A 23,659-nucleotide genomic window follows, 5' to 3' on the forward strand; every position below is an offset into this window, starting at 1 on the left:
GGCGGGATTATTCCTTGCGCAAGGCGGGCGATGGGATGCCTGCGGGCGCGGAGGCGGAGCCTTCCTTCCCGCCCGCGAGGCGCCGCTCCAGCCAGCGGCTGTAGCGAGAGGCGCCGAAGCAGATCACGAAATAGATGACGGCCACGACGATATAGGCCTCGTTGTAGAAGCCGAGCCATTGCGGGTCGGCGGCCGAGGCGCGGGCGGCGTTGAGAAGGTCGAAGATGCCGATGACGGCGAGCAGCGAGGTCGCAAGCAGGAAGCCGATGGCAAGGTTCACCATGCCGGGGATGACGATGCGCAGCGCCTGCGGCAGGATCACCAGGCGCTGGGTGCGCCAGTAGCCGAGGCCGAGTGCCGTCGCCGCTTCGGTCTGGCCGTTGGGGATGGCCTGGAGCCCGGCGCGGATGACCTCGGCGATATAGGCGGCCCAGAACAGCGTGACCATGAGGATGGCGCGCAGCATCTTGTCGAAGGAAAGGCCGTCCGGCAGCGCCATCGGCAGGATCAGCATGGCGACATAGAGGATGGCGACCATGGGCGTGCCGCGCATCAGCTCGATATAAAGGACGGAAAAGGTGCGCAGGCCACCGAGCGTCGAGCGGCGGGCGAGCGCCAGAAGCACGGCGATGGGCGTCGCCGCGGCGAAGCATACCGCCCAGACGAAGAGCGTCACCGGCAGGCCGCCCCACTGGTTGGACGGAATGGGCGTTGCGGTGAAGGCGCCCTGCATCAGCAGCCAGCAGGCAAGGACGGTCAGCGGCCAGGCGACGAGCAGCGGCCGCCCCCAGAAGCGCGGCAGCGCGCTTGCCGCAAGGATCGCGCCGAGGAGCACGATGACCAGCGACGGCCGCCATTGCAGCTCCGGCGGATAGAAGGCGAAGAGGATGAAGCGCAGCTTAGCCGTGACGAAGGCCCAGCAGGCGCCCTCGCGGCTGCAGGCCTCCGCATTGCCGGAAAAGGTGGCGTCGAGCACCGCCCAGCGCAGGAACGGCGGCACGACCTGCGAGAGGACGAGGAGCGTCGCAAGGGTGATGAGCGTGTTGGTGCGCGTTCCGAAAAGGCCGGTGCGCAGCGCCGGCAGCAGGCGGGAGGCGGTGGCGGTCATCGTCTCGTTCCCCTCAGCGCGACGCGGCTGTTATAGAGGTTCATCAGGGCCGAGAGGGCAAGGTTGATGGTAAGGAAGGCGCCTATCAGGATGATCAGCGCCTCGAGGGACTGGCCCGTCGTGTTTGCCGTCGTGTTGACGATGCTGACGAGATCGGGAAAGCCGATGGCGACGGCAAGGCTGGAATCCTTGGTGAGGTCGAGATAGCTCGATGTCGTCAGGGGCGTGATGACGCGCAGCGCCTGTGGCAGCACGACGAGGCGGATGATCTGGCCGTCATGCAGCCCGAGCGCCCGCGCCGCCTCCCACTGGCCGGTGCCGACCGACTGGATGCCCGCCCGCACGATCTCCGCGATCAGCGTGGCGAATTTCACGACGAGGCCCGTGAGCAGCGCGGCGAATTCCGGCGAGAGATTGAGCCCGCCCCGGATGTTGAAGCCGGAAAGCGCCGGCATCTCGGCTTCCGGCCGGGCGCCGGAAAGAAGGAGGAAGGCGAGGGGCGCCGCGACGGCGAGCGCGAGTGCGACCGATCCGGTCCGGCGCGTGAGGCGGCGGGTGGCGCGCAGGAAGAGAAGGAGCGCGACGGCGGCAAGGGCCGTGATGCCGAGCGCTACGGCCAGTCCGAACGGCCCGCCCTCCAGCGAGATCGCGGGAATGTAGACGCCGCGATTGGTGAGGAAGACGGAGCCGAAGAGGGCGGCTGCCTGGCGCGGCGCCGGCAGCGCCTTGGCAAGCGCCATCCAGAAGAAGAGCTGCAGCAGGAGCGGCGTGTTGCGGGTGATCTCGATGAACCAGCGCACGAGGCCGGAAAGCAGCAGGTTGCGCGAAAGCCCCGCGACGCCGACGGCGACACCGAGGATGGTTGCAAGGACGCAGCCGAGCAGGGAGACCTTCAGCGTGTTGACGAGGCCCGCGAGGATCGCGCGCAGATAGGTATCACCCGCGCGGAAGGCGATGGGGCTTTCGCCGATCTCGAAATTGGCGGAGCTGGAAAGGAAGCCGAAGCCCGGCAGGATGCCGATGCGCGCCATCGTCTCCAGCACATTGCCGACGAAGAGCGCGCCGAGCGCGGCGACCGCGAGGAGGAAGGCGAGCTGGCCGAGCGGCCAGCCGCCCCACCAGGCGCGGATCTTCCCAAGGATGCCGGGCCGCTGCGGGCCCGGCAGGACGGTGCGGAACACGCGTGGGTCAGGGGTCGGCGCATTCCCGCTCTTCTTCGAAGCACGAAAATGCTCCCTCTCCCCGTTCCTACGCAATTCCAGGCGCAACACCGCTGTTCTCTTTGCCGGGTTGCTCAGCGGAACGGCGGCGAATAGAGCAGGCCGCCATTGGTCCACAGGCTGTTATAGCCGCGCTCCCAGCCGAGCGGCTTGAGGTTGCGCTCGAAGATCTCGCCGTAGTTCCCGACCGTCTTGACGATGTTGTAGGCCCATTTCGGATCGAGCCCGATCTCGTTGGCGAAGGACGGATCGACGCCGAGGAAGCGCTGGATGGCCGGGTCTTCCGATTTCAGGAATTCATCGACATTGGCCGAGGTGATGCCCCATTCCTCGGCCTGGATCGTGGCGTTCACCGTCCAGTTGACGAGTTCCAGCCAGCGGTCGTCGCCACCGGCGATCGCCGGTGCCAGCGGCTCCTTGGAGAGGCGCTCGGGCAGCAGCACGTAATCGTCCGGCTTCTTGAGCTGGGTGCGTTTGCCGACGAGGTCGGAGGAGTCCTGCGTGATCGCGTCGACGCGGCCGGATTCCAGCGCGTCGATGAACTGCCCGGTATCCTCGATGGTGACCGGCGTGAAGGACTTGCCCGTCTTGCGGAAGAAGTCGGCGACGTTCAGTTCGCCCGTCGTGCCGCTCTGCGCGCCGATGGTCGCGCCGTCGAGATCGGCGGCCTTCGTCACGCCGAGGTCCTTGCGAACGAGAATGCCCTGGCCGTCATAAAAGACCGTCGGGCCGAAGTGGAAGCCGAGCTTGAAGGCGCGGGTGGTCGTCACCGTCACGCCGGAAAGCAGGATGTCGAATTCGCCGCTCTGGAGGGCGGGAAGGCGCTGCTGCGGCGAGGAATTGGTGAACTCCACCTTGTCCGGGTCGCCGAAGACGGCAATGGAAAGGGCGCGGCCGAAATCGACGAAGAAGCCCTGCCACTTGCCGTTGCCGTCGGGGGCGAAGAAGCCGGGCGTCGTGCCGACGCCGACCTTGATCGAGCCGCGCTGGTTGATCTTGTCCAGCGTCGGGCCGGCATGGGCAAGCCCCGAGAGCATGGTGGTGGCGAGGAAAGCCGCGGCCGCTGCCGCGTGGATCGCCCGCCGGAAGGTCTTCTGCACTGTCATGTCGAAATGTCCCCATTTTCAAAAGAACCGAGCTTCCGCCACGCGAAGCTTCGCCGGATGCGGAAGGTATTTTTATATTATCTATAAAATTACTGTATTTAAGGAATGCCCATCCCAAATTGGAATGCCGGGGTGGAAATTGCTTCTCCGGAAAGCGGGCCGGGCGGCCGGTTTTTGACGCCGAGACTGAAGAATGGGCGCTGGTCACGGAGAGACTCTCGCGAATTCCGTTAACGGCGCGGGGGCGTAATTATCGGTTTGCTAACCATGATTTGCCAGGCTGGCCTGGCTTGAACCCCCTGATGGTGCCCATGCGCCCGCGATACCTGCTTCTGGCTACCGCCGTTTCCGCGGCTTTCCCTATGACGGCGCTGGCCGGAGAGGATGATTTCTTCGCCGGTCTGGATGTGCTCGGCGGCTTTGCCTTCGGCTCCTCCAGCACCACCAACGGCGGGGCCGGCTTCGGCACCGTGGACGAGGTGCGGTTCGGCGGTGCGATAGGCGGCGGCGCCCATATCGGCTATCGGCTCGATCCGGATCTCTCGGTCTCCCTCGGCTATCAGCATATTCGCAGCAATATCAGATGGAGCGCGGATTTCCTGGTGAACCCGCCCTTCTCGGCCGGTACCTCGGATTTCAAAGGCATCGCGAGCAGCGACGTCATCCTGGGCAGCATCGAATATGACATGCCCCTCTCCGAGGCCACCACGCTCAGGGGCACGGCCGGGCTGGGCTTGACCTTCAACACCCTCTCCGGCGTGACGGAGACGGACAGGGGGACGGGGAGTTTCGTGTCCGATGTCGCGGGCCATACGAAGATCGGCCCCGTCGCGCAGGTCGGCGCCGGCGTCCGGCACAGGATCGCACCCAATGCCGTCCTGGGCCTCGATGCCCTGGTTTCCTATGCGGGCGGGTTCGAGACCGGCAATACCCGTTTCGGTAATTTGGGCACGACACCCATCAATCCCTATGAGATCGATCGTGTGCTGCGCGTGAATCTCGGCGCTTCCATCCGCTTCGCGTTCTGAGGGGCGGGCGCCTTCCGCTTTCCCTGAAGGGCTGTCGCAGATTTTCGTTTGCTCCGCTAGCTATCGACGCCGCATGCCAAATCCATCGCGCCGGCCCTCGATGAAAGAATATTTCCCTTTTCGACGCCATAATAATCTATAAAATCTATAAACAAAATTAGTTATCGCTAGGCTGGTCCCATCGTCATTCGAGGGGACATCCGATGAGCCAGCAGTCCGAAACCATCCTTTCCAGGGGCCTGTCGCGCCGCGGCCTGATCAAGGCTGCCGGCGTCACGGCCGTTGCCGCCACCGCCGGCGTGATCGGCGCGCGCTCGACGCGCTATGCCATTGCCGGCAACCTCATTCCGATCAAGCTGGAATGGACCGAGGTCGCCGCCTGCCATTCTCCCGTCGGTTTCGGCCTTGCCAAGGGCATCTATGCCAAGCACGGCCTCGATGTGGAATTGTTCTACCAGGGTTCGAGCGGCCAGACGCTCATCCAGGCGCTCGCCACCCGCAAGGCCGAGGCCGGCCCCGGCCTTCTCTACGACTGGCTGAAGCCGATCGAGCAGGGCTTCGACGTGCGGCTTTTCGCGGGCTCGCATGGCGGCTGCCAGAGCATCCTCGTCAAGCCGGACTCCGATATCAAAACGCTCACCGACCTCAAGGGCAAGACCATCGGCACCTTCGACGTCATGTCGCCCTCGCGCGTCGCCTTCTCGGTCGCGCTCGCCAAGGCCGGGCTAAACCCGGAAACCGACGTCACCTGGAAGGTCTTCCCCTTCGACCTCGTCGCCGAGGGCGTGCTGAAGGGCGAGGCGGATGCCGTCGCGCATATGGACCCCTGGGCCTACTCCTACGAGAAGCAGCACGGCTTCCGCCGCGTCGCGGACACGCAGACCGGCACCTTCAAGGATCGCGTCTGCTGCGTGCTCGGCGTCAACGGCGACTACTACGAGGCCAACAAGGACGCCATCAAGCGCGTCGCGGCGGCCAATCTCGAAATCCACCAGTACACGGCCAGGCACCCCGACGAGGTGGCCAAATGGTACTTCGACATGCTGAAGCCGGGCCTTTCTCTGGAGGACCTGACGGAAGTCCTCGCCGCCTTCACCTATCACGACCACTGGTTCGGCAAGGACCTCCTGAAGGAAGTGCAGATCGGCTACGAGGACCTGAAACTGACGGGCGTCATCGACGCCTCGACCGACCCCGCGGAAATCGCCGGCCGCGTCACCATCGACATCTTCGCGTGATCCCGATGAGCGCGGCGATAGAGGAAACATTCGGCAGGGCAGGGCGGGCCTTCGCCCTGCCGGCCGGCGGGATTTGGCGAAACGGCCTTTACGCGGCCGGCACGTGGCTTCTCGCCGCGGCCGTCACCTATGGCCTGCCGGATGTCATCACCTGGGGTGCGACGGCGCTTTTCGCCGCGGTCACCCTTGCCGGCGCGGGGCTCTTCCTCGCGCTGTCGCTCACCGTGCACAGGCTCGGCCGCTTCGGCCGCACGCTGGTGCACTACGGGCCGTGGTTCATCGTCCTCGGCCTCTGGCTTGCGGGCTGGGAGGTGCTGACGGCCAAGCTCGGCTGGCTGCCGAAGCCGTTCTTCTCGCCGCCGCAGGGCCTGCTGCATGTCTATGTGACGGACTGGGAGCGCCTGCTCGTCTGCGTCGCCTATACCGGGCGGCTCTGGGGGCTCGGCTTCTTCTCGGGCTTCCTCGCCGGCTTTGCCGGGGGCGTGGCGCTCGGCTGGTCGAAGCGCTTCGCCTATTGGGGCATGCCGCTCCTGAAGCTCATCGGCCCGGTGCCGGCGAGCGCCTGGATCCCCTGCACCTTCTTCCTTTTCCCGACGACGTTCCACGCCTCGATCTTCCTCGTGGCGCTTGCCTCGGGCATTCCCGTCGCGATCCTCACGGCGGCCGGCGTCGCGCAGGTCAACCGCGCCTATTACGACGTCGCCCGCACCCTCGGCGCGGACAACCGCTTCCTCATCTTCAAGGTCGCGATCCCCGCCGCGCTGCCGAACGTTTTCGTCGGCGTCTTCATGGGGCTCTACTACTCCTTCGCCGTGCTGGTCGTCGCCGAGATGCTCGGGGCGAAGTTCGGTCTCGGCTGGTACCTCCAGTTCAATACGGCCTATTCGGCCTATGCCAATGTCTATGCCGCGCTCATCGTCATGGCGCTGATCTGCGCCGGCCTCGTGCGCCTGCTCTTCGTCCTGCGCGACCAACTCCTCGGCTGGCAGAAGGGGATCCTCTGATGTCGCTCGCTCTTGCCGAAGCCACGCCCGCAAGCAGCATCGCGCTCGATATCGAGGGCGTGACCCATCGCTACGACCTCGACGGCAAGGACCTTGAGGTCCTCGACGATGTCAGCCTTTCCCTCGCGCCGGGCGAATTCGTCGCCCTTCTCGGCCCCTCCGGCTGCGGCAAGTCCACGCTGCTGCGCCTTGCCGCCGGGCTGGAGATGCCGACGACGGGCAGGGTGCTGGAAGACGGCCGGCCGATCGCCGCGCCGGACCCGGACCGCATCCTCGTCTTCCAGGACGCCACGCTGTTTCCCTGGCGCACCGTGCGCGCCAACAGCGCGACGGGCCTGGAGGCGCGCGGCCTCATCCGCGAGCGGGAATACCGCATCGACGAGGTGCTGAAGCTCGTGAAGCTGGAAGGCTTTGCCGATTTCTACCCGCACCAGCTTTCCGGCGGCATGGCGCAGCGCGCCGCGCTTGCCCGGGCGCTGGTCAACGATCCGAAGCTGCTGCTGCTCGACGAGCCCTTCGGCAAGCTCGATTCGCTGACGCGGCTGAGGATGCAGAACGAGCTTCTCGACCTCTGGAAGAGCGCCGGCTTCACCGCGCTCCTCGTCACGCACGACGTCGAGGAGGCGCTGCTTCTGGCCGACCGGGTGATCGTTCTCTCCGACCGGCCCGCCGCCATCGTTGCGGAGGTGCGCGTCGGCCAGCCGCATCCGCGCCGACGGGACGATCCGGACCTCGTCGCCCTTCGCCGGTCATTGCTGGAAAAGCTGGGGATCTCCCATGACGTCTAGCGCGCGCCTTTCCTACCATGCCGTCGCGCTCGCCGGCGGCGTCCTCGCGCTCCTTTCCGTCGGCTGGTGGTGGCTGATCTTCGGCAAGGTGGTCGGGAACGACTATCTCACCGTCCGGCAGGCCGTCACCTGCCTTGCGGGCACAAGCGAACTCTGCACGCTCGCCCAGGCGCTCTGCACCGATGATCACCTCTACGGCATCCGGTGGTACGCGCCGGAAGCCTTCTGGGCCGCAGCGGCCATTCTCGTCGCGGGCGCCCTTCTGTCCGCTCGTCCCTCGCGCGCCCGAGGGCGCCTCACCAAAGGAGAAGTGTCATGACGATCCATCAATCCCCCGAGGTCGCCGAACAGGATATCGTCGAGGTCCCGGCCGGAACCGCGACCTTCAAGAGCCGGCATCCCGAAACCATCGCGCTGCACGGCGGCAGCTTCCGCTTCGATCCGGCAAGTGGCGCGGTGGCCGTGCCGATCTACCAGACGAGTTCCTTCCAGCTTCCCGGCACGGACGGCGCCGACAAGCTCTTCGCGCTGGAAGCGCCCGGCCATCTCTATACCCGCGTCTCCAACCCGACGCAGGATGCCTTCGAGCAGCGCCTTGCCGAGCTTGAGGGCGGGGCGGCGGCGCTGGCGGTCTCTTCCGGCCAGGCCGCCTCGGCCTTCGCGATCCTCAATCTGGCGCGGGCCGGCGACAATATCGTCAGCGCCGCCGGCCTCTATGGCGGCACCTGGGCGCTCTTCGCCGCGACGCTGAAGAGCTTCGGCATCGAGACGCGCTTCGTCGATGCGGCGGATCCGGAAGCCTTCGAGAAGGCGACCGACGCGCGCACCCGCGCCTACTATGCCGAATCCCTGCCGAACCCGAAGCTGGAGGTCTTCCCGATCGCCGAAGTCGCGGCCATCGGCCGTCGCCACGGCATTCCGCTGATTATCGACAACACGGCCGCGCCCCTCATCATCCGGCCGCTGGAGCATGGCGCGGCGGTCGTCGTCTACTCGACCACCAAATATATCGGCGGCCACGGCACCTCCATCGGCGGCGCCATCGTCGACGGCGGCAATTTCCCCTGGGCTGACCATGCCGCGCGCCAGCCGAACCTCAACGAGCCGGATGCGAGCTATCAGGGCAGGACGTGGATCGAGAAGGCGGCGGCCATCGCCTTCCACCCCTATATCCTGCGCGCCCGGGCCGTGCTGCTGCGCGATCTCGGCGCGGCGATCAGCCCACAGAACGCCTTCCAGTTCATCCAGGGCCTCGAAACGCTGCCGCTGCGCCTTCGCCAGCACAACGAGAACGCCGTGAAAGTGGCCGAATACCTGAAGGCCCACCTGAAGGTGGAGCGGGTGATCTTCCCGAAGTTCCAGGAGGGCGCCGCCAGGGCGCGGGCGGAGAAATACTTCAAGGCCGGGCATTTCGGCGCGCTGGTCGGCTTCGAGCTGAAGGGCGGACGGGAGGCGGGGCGCCGCTTCATCGACAGCCTGCAGCTTTTCTACCACCTCGCCAATATCGGCGATGCGCGGTCGCTGGCGATCCATCCATCGACCACGACCCATTCGCAACTCTCGCTGGAAGACCAGCTCGCGACGGGCGTCACGCCCGGCTATGTGCGGCTTTCCATCGGCCTCGAACATCCCGACGACCTGATCGCCGATCTTGAAAGAGCCATAGCGCTGGCCTGAGGCCGGCCGCCTGATCGGCGTGCGACCCCGGCGCTCCCTCCTCGCGCCGGGGTTTTCCTCCGGCCGGTTCTTCAGAAAGAAACATCATTCCTCCTTGAAGTGCATAAAAATGATAGATTTTCTGTATTCGGCCCGGATGGCCGCTACTCTCTCCCCCAGTTCCAGGCGCGGCCGCGCGAACGGGCCGATTCAACCGGCCGCAACGGCGCGGTAATGAAGCAGGGTCCAACCATTTTCTCGGGGAGAGAGCCGACATGACCATCCACACCAAGCCCGCCCACCTGCCGACGATCGATTTTTCCCGCTTCTACGGCAGCGCGGACGAGCGCGCGGCTTTCATCAAGGAGCTGACGCGCGTCCTGCACGACCACGGCTTCTTCTATCTCACCGGTCACGGCGTGCCGCAGAGCCTGATCGACGACGTGCTCGCCGCCTCCAAGCGCTTCTTCGCGCTGCCGGAAGCCGACAAGCTGTCGATCGAGATGGTCAGGTCGCCGCATTTCCGCGGCTATAACCGCGCCGGCTACGAGCGCACCCGCGGCGAGCAGGACTGGCGCGAGCAGCTCGACGTCAACACCGAGGGCGAGCCGGTGGCGGACAGCGCCGAGGCGCCCTGGAACCGCCTCTACGGCCCGAACCAGTGGCCGGAGGCCCTGCCGGAGCTGAAGCCGCTGCTTCTGCGGTACCAGACGGAAGTCACCCGCATCGGCATCGATGTGCTGAAGGCCATCGCGCTCTCCCTCGGCCAGCCGGAAAACGCCTTTGCCGACATCTACGAGCCGTCGCCGTCCCAGCTCCTGAAGATCATCCGCTATCCGGGCCGCGAGGCGGCGGGCAGCGACCAGGGCGTCGGCGCGCACAAGGACGGCGGCTTCGTCACCGTGCTGCTTCAGGATACCACGCCGGGCCTGCGCATCCGCACGGAGGATGGCGTCTGGATCGATGCGCCGCCGGTACCAGGCACCTTCGTCATCAACAGCGGCGAGCTCCTTGAGCTGGCGACGAACGGCTTCGTGCGCGCCGACGTGCACGACGTCGTCACCCCGCCGGCCGGCACGGAGCGCTTCTCGGTCGCCTTCTTCCTCGGCGCCCGCTACGACGCGACCATCCCGGTCATTCCGCTGCCGGAGGAGCTGAAGCGCGGCGAGCGCGGCGTCACCGTCGACCCGCTCAACCCGATCTTCCGGGAGGTCGGCATCAACCATCTGAAGAGCCGCCTGCGCTCGCATCCCGACGTCGCGGCGAAGCACCATCCCGACCTGCTTCACCTTCTCGAGAAACCGGCCAGGGCCTGATCCCGCCCGCGCGAAAGGAACGACCATGAGCAGCGTCACCCGGCTCGCCGAACGGCAGGAGACCGCCCACCGCATCGCCAGCGAGGAGGAGGCGCTTGCCGTCGCCCGCTCGCTTGCCGCCGAATTCGAGGGCGGCGCGAGCCGGCGCGACTACGAGCGCGCGCTTCCCTTCGCCGAGCTGGACCGGCTTTCGGCCTCCGGCCTCCTCGCCATCACCGTGCCGGCGGACTATGGCGGCATCGACGTGTCGAATGCCGTCCTGGCCGAGGTGACGGCGATCCTGTCTGAGGCCGACAGCTCCATCGGCCAGATCCCGCAGAACCACTTCTACATCCTGGAAGCCCTGCGTCATGACGGCAGCGAGGCGCAGAAGCGCTTCTATTTCGGCCGCGCGCTTGCCGGCGACCGCTTCGGCAACGCGCTTTCCGAGGTCGGCACGAAGACCGTCGGCGACTACAACACGCGCATTAACCCCGACGGTGCCGGCTTCCGCATCAACGGTCGGAAATTCTATTCGACCGGCGTGCTCTTCGCCCATTGGGTGGCGATCTTCGCGCTGGATGGGGAAGACCGCCTCACCATGTCCTTCGTGCCGCGCGAGACGGAGGGCATCGAGATCGTCGACGACTGGGACGGCTTCGGCCAGCGCACGACGGGCAGCGGCACGACGATCCTGCGCGACGTCTACGTGCCGGCCGATGCCGTCGTGCCGCACCAGAAGGGCTTCGAGCGGCCCGGCACCATCGGCTCGGTCGGCCAGATCATCCATGCCGCCATCGATCTCGGCATCGCGCGCGCGGCGCTGAAGGAGACCATCGGCTATGTCCGCGACAAGGCGCGGCCGTGGACCGACAGCGGCGTCGAGCGCGCGGCGGACGATCCCCTGACCATCGCCCGCATCGGCGAGCTCGCCATCCGCGTCGAGGCGGCCGAGGCGACGCTGGAGCGGGCCGGGCGGAAGGTCGACCTGGCGCAGGTGAACCTCACCGCGGAAAATGCCGTCGCGGCAACCCTCGCCGTCGCCGCCGCCAAGGTGCTGACGACGGAGCTCGCCATCGATGCGGCCAACGTGCTCTTCGAGCTGGCCGGCACCTCCGCCACCAAACGCGGCCTCAACCTCGAGCGCCATTGGCGCAACGCCCGCACCCACACGCTGCACGATCCGGTGCGCTGGAAATACCACGTCGTCGGCAACTATCACCTCAACGGCGTCACGCCGCCGAGAAACGGCGCGCTCTGAAATCAACCCTCGTGGTGGGGGTGGTCGCCTGGCCGCAATCCTTCGGGATTGCGGCCTTTTTTGCGTGAACGAACGAGGGGCATGGGAGGCCTTTTGCCGGCGAGGTTGCCTCGCCCGCCGCCGTCATCCTCTGCCTTGAGCCGAGGATCCATCCACCCGGCATGCAGGTGGATGGTGGGCTCGGGAGCGCAGAGCCTCAGCTATAAAGGCTCGGCTCCGGCACGCGGCCGTTGAGCACGAAGTCGCCGACCTCGCGGGCCTTGTAGAATACCGGGTCGTGCAGCGTGTGGGTGCGCACGTTCCGCCAATAGCGGTCGAAGCGGTAATGCGAGGCCGTCGAGCGGGCGCCGGTCAGTTCGAAGACGCGGGCGGTGATGTCGAGCGCGACATGGGTGGCGTTGAGCTTAGCCTCATAGGCCTCGATCGCCGCCTCGCCGCGTTCGCGCGCGGTGACGGCCCGGCCGTGCGCAAGCGCCGACTGAACGGCGGTTGCGGCGGCATCGGCAAGCGCCGCTGAAGCCTTCAGCACGGCGCGGAATTCGCCGATCCGCTCGAGGATATACGGATCCTCGCTCGCCTTCTCGACGCCGGAGGTGATCCAGGGGCGCGTCGTCGTCCGCACATAGTCTGCCGCGGCCGCCAGCGCGCCCTCCGCCGTGCCGAGATAGAAGTTGACGAAGACGAGCTGGATCAGCGGCGTGTTGAACGTCGCGAGCACCGGCGGCGCGGCATCCTTTGCGGCGAGCGGCAGGAGGAAGTCGCTCTCGTAGACCGGGAAGTCGCGGAAATCGACGCTGCCGCTGTCGGAGAGCCGCTGGCCGATATTGTCCCAGTCGTCATTGGCGATGTAGCCGGGCCGGTCGGTCGGCAGGACGAGGCTGGCGACCGCCTCGCCGAAGGCGGCGCTGGCATTGATGCGGTCGGAGACATGCGCGCCGGTGGAGAAGGTCTTGCGGCCGTTGAGGAGGTAGTGATCGCCGCTGCGGGCCAGCGTCAGGCCCGGATCGCGCGGATTGACGGCGGCGCCCCAGTAGAGCCGTTTTTCGACGGTCTCGGCGCCGAGGGTCCAGGCCCTGTCCGGATCGTTGGCGGCCCAGTAGACATACTGGCTGTTGACGAAGTGATAGCCGAGCAACTGGCCGATCGAGCTTTCGCCGCGCGCCAGGATGCGCACCAGCCGCAGCCCGTCCACCCAGTCGAGCCCACCGCCGCCGATCCCGGCCGGGTGCAGCGCCGTCAGCAGGCCTTCCCGCTTCAGCCGGTCGATCTCCTCCAGCGGCGGCTTGCCCTCGGCATCGAGCTGCGCGCCGCGGCGGGCGAGATCGGCGGAAATCTCCTCGGCTTTCGCGAAGAGGCGGGCCCGGTCGGCTTGCGGATCGGGCTCCTTGACGAGGTGTAGGGCGGTCATGGCGGGTCTCCTGCTGTCGGGTTCCTTCCGGGCAGGCGCCACGGCAAGGAGGGGTGAAGGCTGGCGGAAGGGGTGTTCCGCCGCGCCCGGACATCTTCCCAGAGGGGCAGGACGGCCGCGAGAAAAGGCATTCCCGAAATTATTCTATATAAAAGATAGAATTTCTGTATTTAAGGAAAGCCCGCGCTATCCTCGCCTGCGAACGATGCCGTCCGGCATCCTCGCTATCCTGGAGAGACCCATGGCCCGTCATATCCGCTTCAACGCCTTCGACATGAACTGCGTCGGCCACCAGTCGCCCGGCCTCTGGGCGCATCCGCGCGACAAGTCCTGGAAATACAAGGACCTCGACTATTGGCAGGATCTCGCGCGCACGCTGGAGCGCGGCGTCTTCGACGGCATCTTCATCGCCGATGTCATCGGCTATTACGATGTCTACAAGGGCTCCAACTATCACGCCATCCACCAGGCCGCGCAGCTCCCGGTGAACGATCCGCTGCAGCTCGCCGCCCCCATCGCGCTCGCCACCGAGCATCTCGGCATCGGCATCACGGCGTCCACCTCCTTCGAGCACCCCTATACCTTCGCCCGCCGCCTCGCGACGGCCGACCATCATTCCAAGGGCCGCGTCGGCTGGAACATCGTCACCTCCTATCTGGAGAGCGGGGCGAGGAATGTCGGGCAGGGCGGCCTGCGCCGGCACGACGATCGCTACGAGGTCGCTGCGGAATATGTCGAAGTGCTGTATAAGCTTCTGGAAGGTTCCTGGGAGGAGGGAGCGGTGGTCCGCGACGGCAAGAAGCGCATCTTCACCCATCCGGAAAAGGTTCACGAGATCGGCCACAAGGGCAAGTATTTCGAAGTGCCGGGCTATGGCCTGACGGAGCCCTCGCCGCAGCGCACGCCGGTTCTCTACCAGGCCGGCGCGTCCGGCCCCGGCAAGGCCTTCGCCGCCGCCCATGCGGAGTGCATCTTCGTCGCCGCGCCGACGAAATCGGTGCTGAAGGCCTATGTCTCCGACATCCGCCAGCGCATCGCCGCCGCCGGCCGCGATCCGAAGAATGTCTATATCTACACGCTCGTCACCGTCATCACCGACGAGACGGAGGAAAAGGCGCACAAGAAATTCGAGGAATACAGGAGCTACGTCTCCTATGACGGCTCGCTCACTTTCATGTCCGGCTGGAGCGGCATCGACTTCGGGCAATATGCGCCGGCGGACGTGGTGGAGAAGATCGAGACCAACGCCATCCATTCCTTCGTCGAGCACATTGCCGGCGGCGACAAGTCGTGGACTATCGAGGAGCTGGCGCAGTTCGGCGGCATCGGCGGCATGGGGCCGGTCTTCGTCGGCTCGCCGGAGCGCATCGCCGACATCCTGCAGGAATGGGTGGACGATACGGATGTCGACGGCTTCAACCTCGCCTATGCGGTGACGCCCGACAGCTTCGAGGACATCGTCGCCCATATCGTGCCGGAATTGCAGAAGCGCGGCGCCTATCCGACGGCCTACAGGCCGGGGACACTGCGCGAAAAGCTCTTCGGCGAGGGGCCGTACCTGCCGAAGACCCACCCCGCCGACGGCTACCGCGACATCGAGGCGGTGAAGCGCCGCGAGGCCGAAGCGGTTCCCGCCCTCAAATCGGTCGGCGCCTGAGATGATCGTCGGCGCGATATCCGTCCCGGCCGTCGCGATCGTCGGCGGCGGCTTCACCGGCGCGGCCGTCGCCTATCATCTGGCCCGGCTGCTGCCCGAAGGCACGGTGCGGATCGTCGTCTACGAGCCGCGCGCCATGCTCGGCGGCGGCCTTGCCTATGACACGGACGAGCCGGTCCACCGCATCAACGTGCCGGCCGCGCGCATGACGCTCCTTCCCGGCGACGATACGCATTTCGAGCGCTGGCTGCTCGAAACGGGCGCCCTCGCCGATGATGGCGAGGCGGTGACGAGGGACGGCCGCATCTTCGCGCGCCGCTCTGCCTTCGGGCATTATGTCGATGCCACGCTCCGGCCGCTCGTCGCCGCGGGGCGGATCGAGCACCGTCGCAGCCGCGTTCGCGCCGTGACGGCCACGGCCGGCGGATGGCGGGTCGCGGCGGCGGACGGTTCCGTCCTGAAGGCGGACTGCGTTGTGGTGGCGGCAACCCATCCGAGCCCGCAGGCGCCCGCCGTCCTCGACCGGGCGCTTGCCGGCCACCCGGCCTATATTCCCGATGCCACGGTGCCGGGCGCGCTTGCCGGCATTTCCCGCAAGGATCGCGTGCTCGTCGTCGGCACGGGGCTGACCGCGGCCGATGTGATCGCCGTGCTCGATGCGGCGGGGCATGAAGGACCGATCACCGCGGTCTCGCGCAGGGGCCTGCGCTCGCGCGGGCACACCCTCCTGCCGCAGGAGCCGTTCGGCGACTTCACGACCTCTCCCGCTCGTTCGGCGCGCGAGCTTCTCCGCCGCGTCCGCCGCACGCTCGAACAGGCGGCGGGGGCGGGCATCACCTGGCATGCGGTCTTCGACAGGCTGCGCGGCGAGGGGGGCGCGATCTGGCGCGCGCTGCCCGTTGCCGAGCGCCGCCGCCTCGTCCGCTTCCTCCGGCCCTATTGGGATGTGCATCGCTTCCGCATCGCGCCGCAGGTGGAGGCCGTCATCGACCGGCGTCTCGCGGCCGGCTCGTTGCATATCCATGCGGCTTCCCTCGCCGATGCCGCGCTTCGGGCGGATGGCACGATCGCGGTGACGTTCCGGCCGCGCCGGGGCGGACGGCCGTTCGTGGAGCATTATGATACCGTGGTGGTGACGACGGGGCCGGGCCATCGCGCGATCCTGTCGAGCCAGCCGTTTCTCGAAGCGCTGGCGGCAGCGGGTGCGCTGCAGCTCGATACGGTCGGCCTCGGCCTCGCGGTCGACGACGACAGCCGCGCCATCGGCACGAGCGGAGAGGCCGCCGAAACGCTTTTCATCGCCGGCCCGCTGGCGCGCGGGACCTTCGGCGAGCTGATGGGATTGCCGCAAGTGACGGAGCACGCCCTCCTCGTGGCGCAGAAGGTCGCGCACCGGATGGCGGGGGCGCGCACGTCGCGTCCATAGACGGACGACGGCGCGGGGCGGAACCCGCCGATGGCAGGTCCGCACCCCGCGCCGTACGCGCCGGAGCTTGCGTGGCGTTACCAGTTCTCGGCCGCCGTCTTCAGGAAGGCCTCGAACTGCTCCTGCGGCACGAAGGAGCCGCCGGTGGTCCAGACGATATGGGTCGCCCGGTCAAGGTGGCCCTCGATCCGCTGCGCCTTGCAGAATGCCCGGCCTTGTGGATGCTTCACGATGAAGTCCGGCCCGGCGAATCCCGCCGTCGCGGAGGGCTCGAGGCGGATATCCTGCGTTTCGTGGGCCAGCAGGAGCCAGCGGAAGAGCGAGGCGTCGTCGACTGTGAAGACGCCGGCGAGCATGTCGCGCATCACCGTCGCCACGAAGGCGGACATGCGGGCGACCGCCATGCCGTCGGCTTCCGTGACATTGGTGAGGCCGACGTCGTAGACGGAGACGAGGTCCTTCGCGCCGCTCACCATGTGGACGAGCGCGCAGGGCGACTGCACCGGCTCGACGAAGAAGCAATGGACGTTGTCGCCGAAGATGCGCTTGGCGCCATAGGCGACGCCCCCCGGCGCGCCGCCGATGCCGCAGGGCAGGTAGAGGAAGAGCGGATGCTCCGCGTCTATCGTCACGCCCGCATCGGCAAGCTGCGCGGCCAGTTCCGAGGCGGCGGCGCTGTAGCCGAGGAAGAGGCGGCGGGACTGCTCGTCGTCGACGAAATAGATGGTCGGATCGCTCTCGGCGACGTCACGGGCCTTTTCAACCGCCGTGGTATAGTCCGCCTCGTGCTGGACGACCTCGACGCCGAGTTTCCTCAGGCGCTCGACCTTCCAGGCCTTCGCGTCGGAAGACATGTGGACCGTCGCCTTGAAGCCGAGCGCGCGCGCGGCGATGCCGACGCTGAGGCCGAGATTGCCGGTGCTGCCGACAGCGATGGTGTAGCGGGAGAAGAAGGCTTTCGCGTCCGGCCCGGCAAGCGTGCGGATGTCCTCACCGTCCTTCAGCAGCCCTTCGCGCCTCGCCAGCTCCTCGGCATAGACGAAGACCTCGTAGACTCCGCCGCGGGCCTTGATGGATCCCGCGACCGGCAGGGCATTGTCCGCCTTGACGAAGACCCGGCCGAACTCCGGGTCGCTATAGCCGAGGCCGTCCCGCAGCGCCTTCAGCTCGACCAGCTCGGAGCGGATGGCGCCGGAGGCCGCTGCAAGTTCGGGAAAGCAGGTCTCAAGCAGCGGCGCGAGTCGCTTCCAGTTCGCCTCCGCCACATCCACGTCACCGGGGTCGAGCGGCAGCGACGCGTCGGCAATCGCATTGTCGCGGTAGCGCGGATTGGTCCAGAGCGTCGGGCGGGCGGCAAGCACGTCCGCGCGGGCGGGATCGTTCGGCAGTTCAATCGTCATGTCGGCTTCCTGTCTGAAGCGGCCGCTTCGGCAACAAAGAGGGCGTGTCCGGTTTCCCGCACCTTGCGCCGTCACGCAAGGGCGATGACGGCCTCGATCTCGACCTTCGCGCCCTTCGGAAGGGCGCTCACTTCATAGCAGGCGCGCGCCGGATAGGGTTTCGAGAAGAAACCGGCATAGACGGCGTTGATGTCGGCGAACTTGCCGAGGTCGGTCAGGAGCACGGTGGTCTTGACGGTGCTGGCAAGGCTGGTGCCGGCGGCGGCCGCGATGGCGGCGAGGTTCTTCAGGCATTGCTCGGCCTGAGCGACCGCATCGTCGGAATTGAACTCGCCCGTCGCCGGGTCGATCGGCAGCTGGCTGGAGACGAAGAGCAGGTCGCCGACCTTGATCGCCTGCGAGAAGGGGCCGACGGCGCCCGGGGCGTCGGTGGTATGGATTTCCTGGATCATGGCATGTTCTCCAAATGTCGGGAGCGGGGCCTCAGCCCATGCGCTCGGAGGCGTAGGAGCCGGGCGAGGGCGGGAAGACGATGGTCCTGTTGCCGTTCATGAAGACGCGGCCGTGGATATGGGCGTGGATGGCGCGGGCGAGCACCTGGCTTTCCACGTCGCGGCCGAGGCTGACATAGTCGTCGGCGCTCTGGGCATGCGTCACGCGAACGGTATCCTGCTCGATGATCGGGCCTTCGTCGAGATCGGCGGTGACATAGTGCGAGGTCGCGCCGATTAGTTTCACGCCGCGCTCGAAGGCCTGCTTGTAGGGGTTCGCGCCCTTGAAGGAGGGCAGGAAGGAGTGGTGGATGTTGATGATCCGGCCCGACATCTTCCTGCACATCTCGTCGGAGAGCACCTGCATGTAGCGGGCGAGAACGATCAGTTCGGCGCCCGTCTCCTCGACGATGCGCATCTGCTCGGCCTCGGCTTCCGGCTTGTTCTCCTTCGTCACCTTGATGTGGTGGAAGGGGATGTCGTGGTTCACCACGACCTTCTGGTAGTCGAAATGGTTGGAGATGACGCCGACGATGTCGATGGGCAGTGCGCCGATGCGCCAGCGGTAGAGCAGGTCGTTGAGGCAATGGCCGAAGCGCGACACCATGAGGATGACCTTGCGCTTGGTCGTCTCGTCGAAGAATTCGGCATCCGCCTCATAGGTCGCGGCGATCTCGGCAAAGCCTTCGCGCAGCTCCTCCAGCGTGCGGCCTTCCTCGGACTGGAAGCTGACGCGCATGAAATAGCGGCCGGTGCTCTTGTCGTCGAACTGGGCGCTGTCGGAGATGTTGCAGCCGCTGGCGGAAAGATAGGTCGCGATGGCGGCGGTCACGCCCCGGATGGAGGGGCAGGCGACGCGCAGGGCATAGCGGTTGGAAAGAGCGGACATTGGCGATCCTTTCGGGTCGGTCAGTCGATGGTGACGGAATGCTGGCGGCGGAAGGCCGTGAGCGTGTTGGAGAGTAGGCACGCGATGGTCATCGGGCCGACGCCGCCCGGAACCGGCGTGATCGCGCCGGCATGGCGGGCTTCCTCGAAGGCGACGTCGCCGACGATGCGCGACTTGCCGTCGATCTCCACGCGGTTGATGCCGACGTCGATGACCACGGCCCCCGGCTTGATCCAGTCGCCGCGCACGAGGCCCGGCCGGCCGACGGCGACGACGAGGATATCGGCGGCGCGGCAGAGCTCCGGCGTGTTCCTGGTGCGCGAATGGGCGATGGTCACCGTGCAGTTTTCCGAAAGTAGAAGCTGCGCCATCGGCTTGCCGACGATGTTGGACTTGCCGATCACCACGGCATGGAGGCCGGAGAGGTTGCCGCCGAGGCGGTCCTTCAGCAGCATCAGGCAGCCGAGCGGCGTGCAGGGCGTGAGCGCCGGCTGGCCGGTGGAAAGGCGGCCGGCATTGGAAACGTGGAAGCCGTCGACATCCTTGTCGGGATTGATGCCCTGGATGACGGCGTTGGCGTCGAGATGGGCGGGCAGCGGAAGCTGCACGAGGATGCCGTGCACGGCGGGATCGACGTTCAGCCGGCCGATCAGCGCCATCAGCTCGTCCTGCGTCGTATCGGCCGCAAGCTCGTGCTTGAAGGAATTCATGCCGGCGGCGACCGTCTGGCGGTGCTTCGAGCCGACATAGACGGCGCTGGCGGGATCGCTGCCGACGAGGACCACGGCAAGGCCGGGAACGGCGCCGGTCGTTTCCTTCAGCTTGGCGACCTTCGCCGCCACGTCTTCCAAGAGGCCGGCCGCGAAGGCCTTGCCGTCGATGATCGCACCGGCGGCAACTCTATCCATTCCCATGACGTTCCCTTTCGCATCTTCAAGGCCCGGTCATGGGCCGGCAAGAGCGCCGCGCTTGCGGCGCAGCACTCCTTTGCGGTCGCAAGAAGCCGCGCCTAGTGGGCGTAGACAGGGAAGGCGGCGGTCAGTTCCGCAACCTTGGCCTTCGCACCCGGGACGACGTCGTCGGCCTTGCCGGCGGCTTCCGCCTCGATCAGGTCGGCGATGATGTTGCCGAGCGTACGGAACTCGTCTTCCTTCATGCCGCGGGTGGTGGCGGCCGAAACGCCGAGGCGCATGCCGACCCATTCCGGCGGACGCGGGCTGTCGTTCGGGATCGGGTTCTTGTTGGCGGTGATGTTGGCGCGGGCGAGGAGGTCTTCCGCCTGCTTGCCGATCAGGCCCTTGCTCGACAGGTCGACCAGCACGATGTGGGTGTCCGTGCCGCCGGAGACGATGCGCACGCCGCGGGCGATCAGGGTTTCGGCGAGCGCGCGGGCGTTTGCCTTGACCTGCGCGGCATAGACCTTGAAGTCGTCGCGCAGCGCCTCGCCGAGGCAGACGGCCTTGGCGGCGAGCACGTTGCTGTGCAGCGAGCCCTGGACGCCCGGGAAGACGGCGGCCTGCAGCTTCTTGAACCAGGCTTCGTTGTTGGTGAGGATCAGGCCGCCGCGCGGGCCGCGCAGCGTCTTGGTCGTCGTGCAGGTGACGATGTCGGCATGCGGGAAGGGCGAGGGATGCTGGCCGCCCGCCACGAGCCCGGCGATATGCGCCATGTCAACGAGGAACCAGGCGCCGACCTTCTTGGCGATCTTGCCCATGCGCTCGAAATCGAGCTCGCGCGGATAGGCCGAGCCGCCGGTGATCAGCAGCGTCGGGCGGACCTCCTCGGCGATGCGCTCCAGCTCGTCATAGTCGATGACTTCGGTTTCCGGGTTCACATTGTAATTGTGCGATTCGAACCAGCGGCCCGAAAGGTTGCCCTTCATGCCGTGCGAAAGGTGGCCGCCGGCGGCGAGGTCGAGCGAGAGAACCTTATCGCCCGGCTTCAGCAGCAGGAAGAAGACGGCGAGGTTCGCCTGCGTGCCCGAATGGGGCTGCACATTGGCATAGGCGCAGCCGAAGAGTTCCTTGGCGCGGTCGATGGCCGCCTGCTCGACGACGTCGACGAACTGGCCGCCGCCGTGGAAGCGGTTGCCCGGATAGCCTTCCAGCGTCTTGTTGGTCATCTCGTGGCCGAGGGCGTCGAGCACGGCGCGGCTGACGATGTTCTCGGACGCGATGAGCTCGATCTGGTCCTGCTGGCGCTTGCGTTCGTTGTCGAGCGCCTGTGCGACGAGCGGGTCGCGCTCGTGGACGGGCGTGTTGAAATAGGCTTTCGTCTGTTCGGTCATGACCTGTCTCCGCGGAAGGGTATGAGGGCTTGGAGAAAGGCTAGCGATGGCTTCGATCCAGAAAAAGTTAATAATATTTGCACATGCGTTCTGATCTGCTAATCATTCCCGCGACGATTGGAGGAGGTGAGAATGGACCTTGCCCGCTTGCGCGCGCTGCGCGAACTGTCGATCCGCAAGACCATGGCGGCCGTGGCCGAGGCGCTCTACGTCTCGCCGTCCGCCGTCTCGCAGCAGATCGCGCTTCTGGAACAGGAGGTGGGGATCGACCTCATCGAGCGGCGCGGCCGCGGCGTCGAGCTGACGCCGGCCGGCAAGCAGCTCGTCGAGCGGGCGGAACGCATCCTCATCGAGCTCGAATCGGCCCGCGCCGACATCGCTGAACTGAAGAAGGTGATTGCCGGCGAATTGCGGGTGGCGGCCTTTCCCTCCGTCGCGGCGGCCGTGGTGGCGGGCGCCATCCATGAACTGCACCGCCTCCACCCGCACCTGACGGTCCAGTTCGACGAGATGGAGCCGGCCGAAAGCCTCGCGGCGCTTCGAAGCTGGCAGACGGATATCGCCATCATCGACGACCTCAACGTGCCCCCGGGTGCCATCGATCCCAATATCGAGACGATCCCGCTGATGGAGGACGTCTTCAACGTCATGGTCTCGCAGACCCATCCGCTGGCCGAGCAGCCGACGGTGATGCTGCATCAGCTCCGCGACGAGCGCTGGGCGCTCGATACCGCCTCCTCCGCCTATAACCGCATGATCACCGACGCCTGCCAGGATGCCGGCTTCACGCCCAACATCATCGCCCGTTGCAAGGGCTTCGAGGTGACGATCGCGCTGATCCGGGAAGGCTACGGCATCTCGATCCTGCCGGGCCTGCGCGCGAGCTATGACCTGGAGGATGTCTGGGTGTGCAAGGTGGAGCCGGAGATCCGCCGCAAGATCTCGCTCGCCTTCCGCAAGGGGGAAAAGCGCAGCCCCGCCGTGCAGGCCTTCATCGCCGAGGTGAATGCCCGGATCGATTCCCGCCGCCGCCTGCCGACCGGCAAGGGCGAGCCGAAGATCGGCCTCGGCGCGGGTTCGGCGGCACCCGCCGGCGGCTGAGTTCGATCAATTTTGCTAAAGAGTAAGTAAAGCAGAATTAAGTAGACCTGAACAAACCCTGTTCATATCGTTCACTTGTCGATTGATATGGGTTCGCAATCTGGATACCAGACGGCGGACTTAGGCCAATGGCGGGAACAATCGCTGCAGAACGGCAAGAGCCGCTGTTGCCTATCGCCCAAATCAGCTCTCGGCAAGAGAACAGGGCTGCGCACCGCGGTGCGAGCCGTCGCGATATTCACAGGGGAATGCAATGAAATTGATGAAGCTCCTCACGGCCGGCGTGTTTGCCGGTCTTGCCTTTACCGCGGGTCAGGCCTCTGCCTCCGTCCTCGATACCGTCAAGCAGCGCGGCACGCTGAACTGCGGCACCGACAACACGGCGCCCGGTTTCGGCTACCTGAACACCACGACCGGCCAGATGGAAGGCCTCGACGTGGACTTCTGCCGCGCCGTCGCGGCCGCCGTCCTCGGCGACGCCTCGAAGGTCAAGTTCATCACCGTCACGGACAAGAGCCGCTTCGACGCGGTGCTCACCAACCAGGTCGACGTCGTCTTCGCCCACACCACCATCAAGCCGGCGCGCGAATCCTCGATCGCCATCGACTTCCTGCCGATCAACTTCTACGACGGCACGGGCATCATGGTGAAGACGGATTCGGGCGTGAAGGAATTCGCCGACCTCGACGGCGCGACCTTCTGCACGACGCAGGGCTCCGTGACCGAGACGGTCCTCACCAGCGCCTTCAAGGCGCGCGGCTGGGAAGGCTCCAAGGTCCTCACCTACGAGAACCTCGAAAAGCTGTTCGCCGCCCTCAATTCCGGCCGCTGCAACGCGATGAGCACGGACAAGTCCGCACTCGCCGCCTGGGCCGGCAACTCGCCGAAGCCGGCCGATTACCTGATCCTGCCCGACACGCTCGACAAGTCGCCCTTCGGCGGTTTCGTCGCGGCGAACGATTCCAAGTGGCGCAACGCGCTGCGCTGGGTCACCTACGGCCTGTTCCAGGCCGAGGAGTCCGAGATCACCCAGGCCAACCTCGAAGAGAAGCTGAAGAGCGAGGATCCCTTCGTCCAGAAGTTCCTCGGCGTCGGCGGCGGCTACGGCAAGGACTTCGGTCTTTCCGACGACTTCGTCATGCAGGCGATCAAGGCCGTCGGCAACTACGGCGAGATCTACGACCGCAACCTCGGCCCGAACACCAGGATGTTCCTCGACCGCAAGGGTACGCCGAACGCCCAGTGGTCGCAGGGCGGCTCGATCTACTCGCCCCTCTGGAACTGATCCTCTCCATG

At 66.5% G+C, this 23,659-nt stretch carries 21 protein-coding genes; 12 read left to right on the forward strand and 9 right to left on the reverse strand.

What is annotated here, in order from left to right:
- Nucleotides 1-7: 7 nt before the first annotated feature.
- From ACZ1A1_RS02800 to ACZ1A1_RS02810, 3 genes are all read right to left on the reverse strand, one after another.
- Nucleotides 8-1,108 carry an amino acid ABC transporter permease gene (locus ACZ1A1_RS02800; RefSeq protein ID WP_463618668.1) on the reverse strand — a complete coding sequence of 367 codons (1,101 nt, stop codon included), beginning with the start codon at nt 1,106-1,108 and terminating at the stop codon, nt 8-10.
- Nucleotides 1,105-2,289 (reverse strand): amino acid ABC transporter permease, encoded by a 1,185-nt coding sequence (locus ACZ1A1_RS02805; protein ID WP_463618669.1) that lies wholly within the window; start codon nt 2,287-2,289, stop codon nt 1,105-1,107. The genes ACZ1A1_RS02800 and ACZ1A1_RS02805 overlap by 4 nt, the downstream gene beginning before the upstream one ends.
- Nucleotides 2,290-2,402: 113 nt before the next feature.
- The gene (locus tag ACZ1A1_RS02810) at nt 2,403-3,365 is read right to left on the reverse strand and encodes an amino acid ABC transporter substrate-binding protein (RefSeq protein WP_415212336.1); all 963 of its coding nucleotides are present in this window, start codon (nt 3,363-3,365) and stop codon (nt 2,403-2,405) included.
- 431 nt (nt 3,366-3,796) lie between these two features.
- Between ACZ1A1_RS02810 and ACZ1A1_RS02815 the strand changes: the two genes are divergently transcribed.
- From ACZ1A1_RS02815 to ACZ1A1_RS02850, 8 genes are all read left to right on the forward strand, one after another.
- A complete protein-coding gene (locus ACZ1A1_RS02815; RefSeq protein WP_463618670.1) occupies nt 3,797-4,462 on the forward strand; it encodes a hypothetical protein in 666 nt (221 codons plus the stop codon).
- Between the two features lie 203 nt (nt 4,463-4,665).
- Nucleotides 4,666-5,700 (forward strand): ABC transporter substrate-binding protein, encoded by a 1,035-nt coding sequence (locus ACZ1A1_RS02820; RefSeq protein WP_463618671.1) that lies wholly within the window; start codon nt 4,666-4,668, stop codon nt 5,698-5,700.
- Nucleotides 5,701-5,705: 5 nt separating this feature from the next.
- Nucleotides 5,706-6,704, forward strand: a complete 999-nt coding sequence (locus tag ACZ1A1_RS02825; RefSeq protein ID WP_463618672.1) for an ABC transporter permease — start codon at nt 5,706-5,708, stop codon at nt 6,702-6,704.
- Nucleotides 6,704-7,492 (forward strand): ABC transporter ATP-binding protein, encoded by a 789-nt coding sequence (locus ACZ1A1_RS02830; RefSeq protein ID WP_463618673.1) that lies wholly within the window; start codon nt 6,704-6,706, stop codon nt 7,490-7,492. Before ACZ1A1_RS02825 ends, ACZ1A1_RS02830 begins: the two co-directional genes overlap by 1 nt.
- Nucleotides 7,482-7,811: a hypothetical protein gene (locus ACZ1A1_RS02835; RefSeq protein WP_463618674.1), complete on the forward strand. Its 330-nt coding sequence runs from the start codon at nt 7,482-7,484 to the stop codon at nt 7,809-7,811. The genes ACZ1A1_RS02830 and ACZ1A1_RS02835 overlap by 11 nt, the downstream gene beginning before the upstream one ends.
- Entirely contained in the window at nt 7,808-9,169 is a 1,362-nt protein-coding gene (locus ACZ1A1_RS02840) for an O-acetylhomoserine aminocarboxypropyltransferase/cysteine synthase family protein (protein ID WP_463618675.1), read from the forward strand. The genes ACZ1A1_RS02835 and ACZ1A1_RS02840 overlap by 4 nt, the downstream gene beginning before the upstream one ends.
- 254 nt (nt 9,170-9,423) lie before the next feature.
- Nucleotides 9,424-10,464 carry an isopenicillin N synthase family dioxygenase gene (locus ACZ1A1_RS02845; RefSeq protein WP_463618676.1) on the forward strand — a complete coding sequence of 347 codons (1,041 nt, stop codon included), beginning with the start codon at nt 9,424-9,426 and terminating at the stop codon, nt 10,462-10,464.
- Nucleotides 10,465-10,489: 25 nt separating this feature from the next.
- A complete protein-coding gene (locus ACZ1A1_RS02850; protein ID WP_463618677.1) occupies nt 10,490-11,704 on the forward strand; it encodes an SfnB family sulfur acquisition oxidoreductase in 1,215 nt (404 codons plus the stop codon).
- Nucleotides 11,705-11,900: 196 nt separating this feature from the next.
- Here ACZ1A1_RS02850 and ACZ1A1_RS02855 read toward each other — a convergent pair whose 3' ends face one another.
- Nucleotides 11,901-13,112, reverse strand: a complete 1,212-nt coding sequence (locus tag ACZ1A1_RS02855) for an acyl-CoA dehydrogenase family protein (protein ID WP_463618678.1) — start codon at nt 13,110-13,112, stop codon at nt 11,901-11,903.
- 241 nt (nt 13,113-13,353) lie between these two features.
- Here ACZ1A1_RS02855 and ACZ1A1_RS02860 point away from each other — a divergent pair, with 241 nt between their 5' ends.
- Nucleotides 13,354-14,769: an LLM class flavin-dependent oxidoreductase gene (locus ACZ1A1_RS02860; RefSeq protein ID WP_463618679.1), complete on the forward strand. Its 1,416-nt coding sequence runs from the start codon at nt 13,354-13,356 to the stop codon at nt 14,767-14,769.
- A 1-nt stretch (nt 14,770) separates the two neighbouring features.
- Nucleotides 14,771-16,195: an FAD/NAD(P)-binding protein gene (locus ACZ1A1_RS02865; protein ID WP_463618680.1), complete on the forward strand. Its 1,425-nt coding sequence runs from the start codon at nt 14,771-14,773 to the stop codon at nt 16,193-16,195.
- A 77-nt stretch (nt 16,196-16,272) separates the two neighbouring features.
- Here the strand turns inward: ACZ1A1_RS02865 and ACZ1A1_RS02870 are convergent, their stop codons facing one another.
- From ACZ1A1_RS02870 to ACZ1A1_RS02890, 5 genes are all read right to left on the reverse strand, one after another.
- Nucleotides 16,273-17,595 carry a D-serine ammonia-lyase gene (locus tag ACZ1A1_RS02870; protein ID WP_463618681.1) on the reverse strand — a complete coding sequence of 441 codons (1,323 nt, stop codon included), beginning with the start codon at nt 17,593-17,595 and terminating at the stop codon, nt 16,273-16,275.
- 71 nt (nt 17,596-17,666) lie between these two features.
- Nucleotides 17,667-18,047 (reverse strand): RidA family protein, encoded by a 381-nt coding sequence (locus tag ACZ1A1_RS02875; RefSeq protein ID WP_463618682.1) that lies wholly within the window; start codon nt 18,045-18,047, stop codon nt 17,667-17,669.
- 31 nt (nt 18,048-18,078) lie between these two features.
- Complete coding sequence (purU, locus tag ACZ1A1_RS02880) at nt 18,079-18,975, reverse strand: formyltetrahydrofolate deformylase (RefSeq protein ID WP_203316290.1); 897 nt, start codon at nt 18,973-18,975, stop codon at nt 18,079-18,081.
- A gap of 20 nt (nt 18,976-18,995) precedes the next feature.
- Complete coding sequence (gene folD, locus ACZ1A1_RS02885; protein ID WP_463618683.1) at nt 18,996-19,889, reverse strand: bifunctional methylenetetrahydrofolate dehydrogenase/methenyltetrahydrofolate cyclohydrolase FolD; 894 nt, start codon at nt 19,887-19,889, stop codon at nt 18,996-18,998.
- 95 nt (nt 19,890-19,984) lie between these two features.
- The gene (locus ACZ1A1_RS02890) at nt 19,985-21,262 is read right to left on the reverse strand and encodes a serine hydroxymethyltransferase (protein ID WP_119255203.1); all 1,278 of its coding nucleotides are present in this window, start codon (nt 21,260-21,262) and stop codon (nt 19,985-19,987) included.
- 132 nt (nt 21,263-21,394) lie between these two features.
- Here ACZ1A1_RS02890 and ACZ1A1_RS02895 point away from each other — a divergent pair, with 132 nt between their 5' ends.
- Together ACZ1A1_RS02895 and ACZ1A1_RS02900 are read left to right on the forward strand one after the other, a co-directional pair.
- Nucleotides 21,395-22,363, forward strand: a complete 969-nt coding sequence (locus ACZ1A1_RS02895; protein WP_313193896.1) for a LysR family transcriptional regulator — start codon at nt 21,395-21,397, stop codon at nt 22,361-22,363.
- Nucleotides 22,364-22,616: 253 nt separating this feature from the next.
- Nucleotides 22,617-23,648: a transporter substrate-binding domain-containing protein gene (locus ACZ1A1_RS02900; protein WP_463618684.1), complete on the forward strand. Its 1,032-nt coding sequence runs from the start codon at nt 22,617-22,619 to the stop codon at nt 23,646-23,648.
- The last annotated feature ends 11 nt before the right edge of the window (nt 23,649-23,659 follow it).

Source organism: Shinella sp. R2-11, from assembly GCF_055330205.1.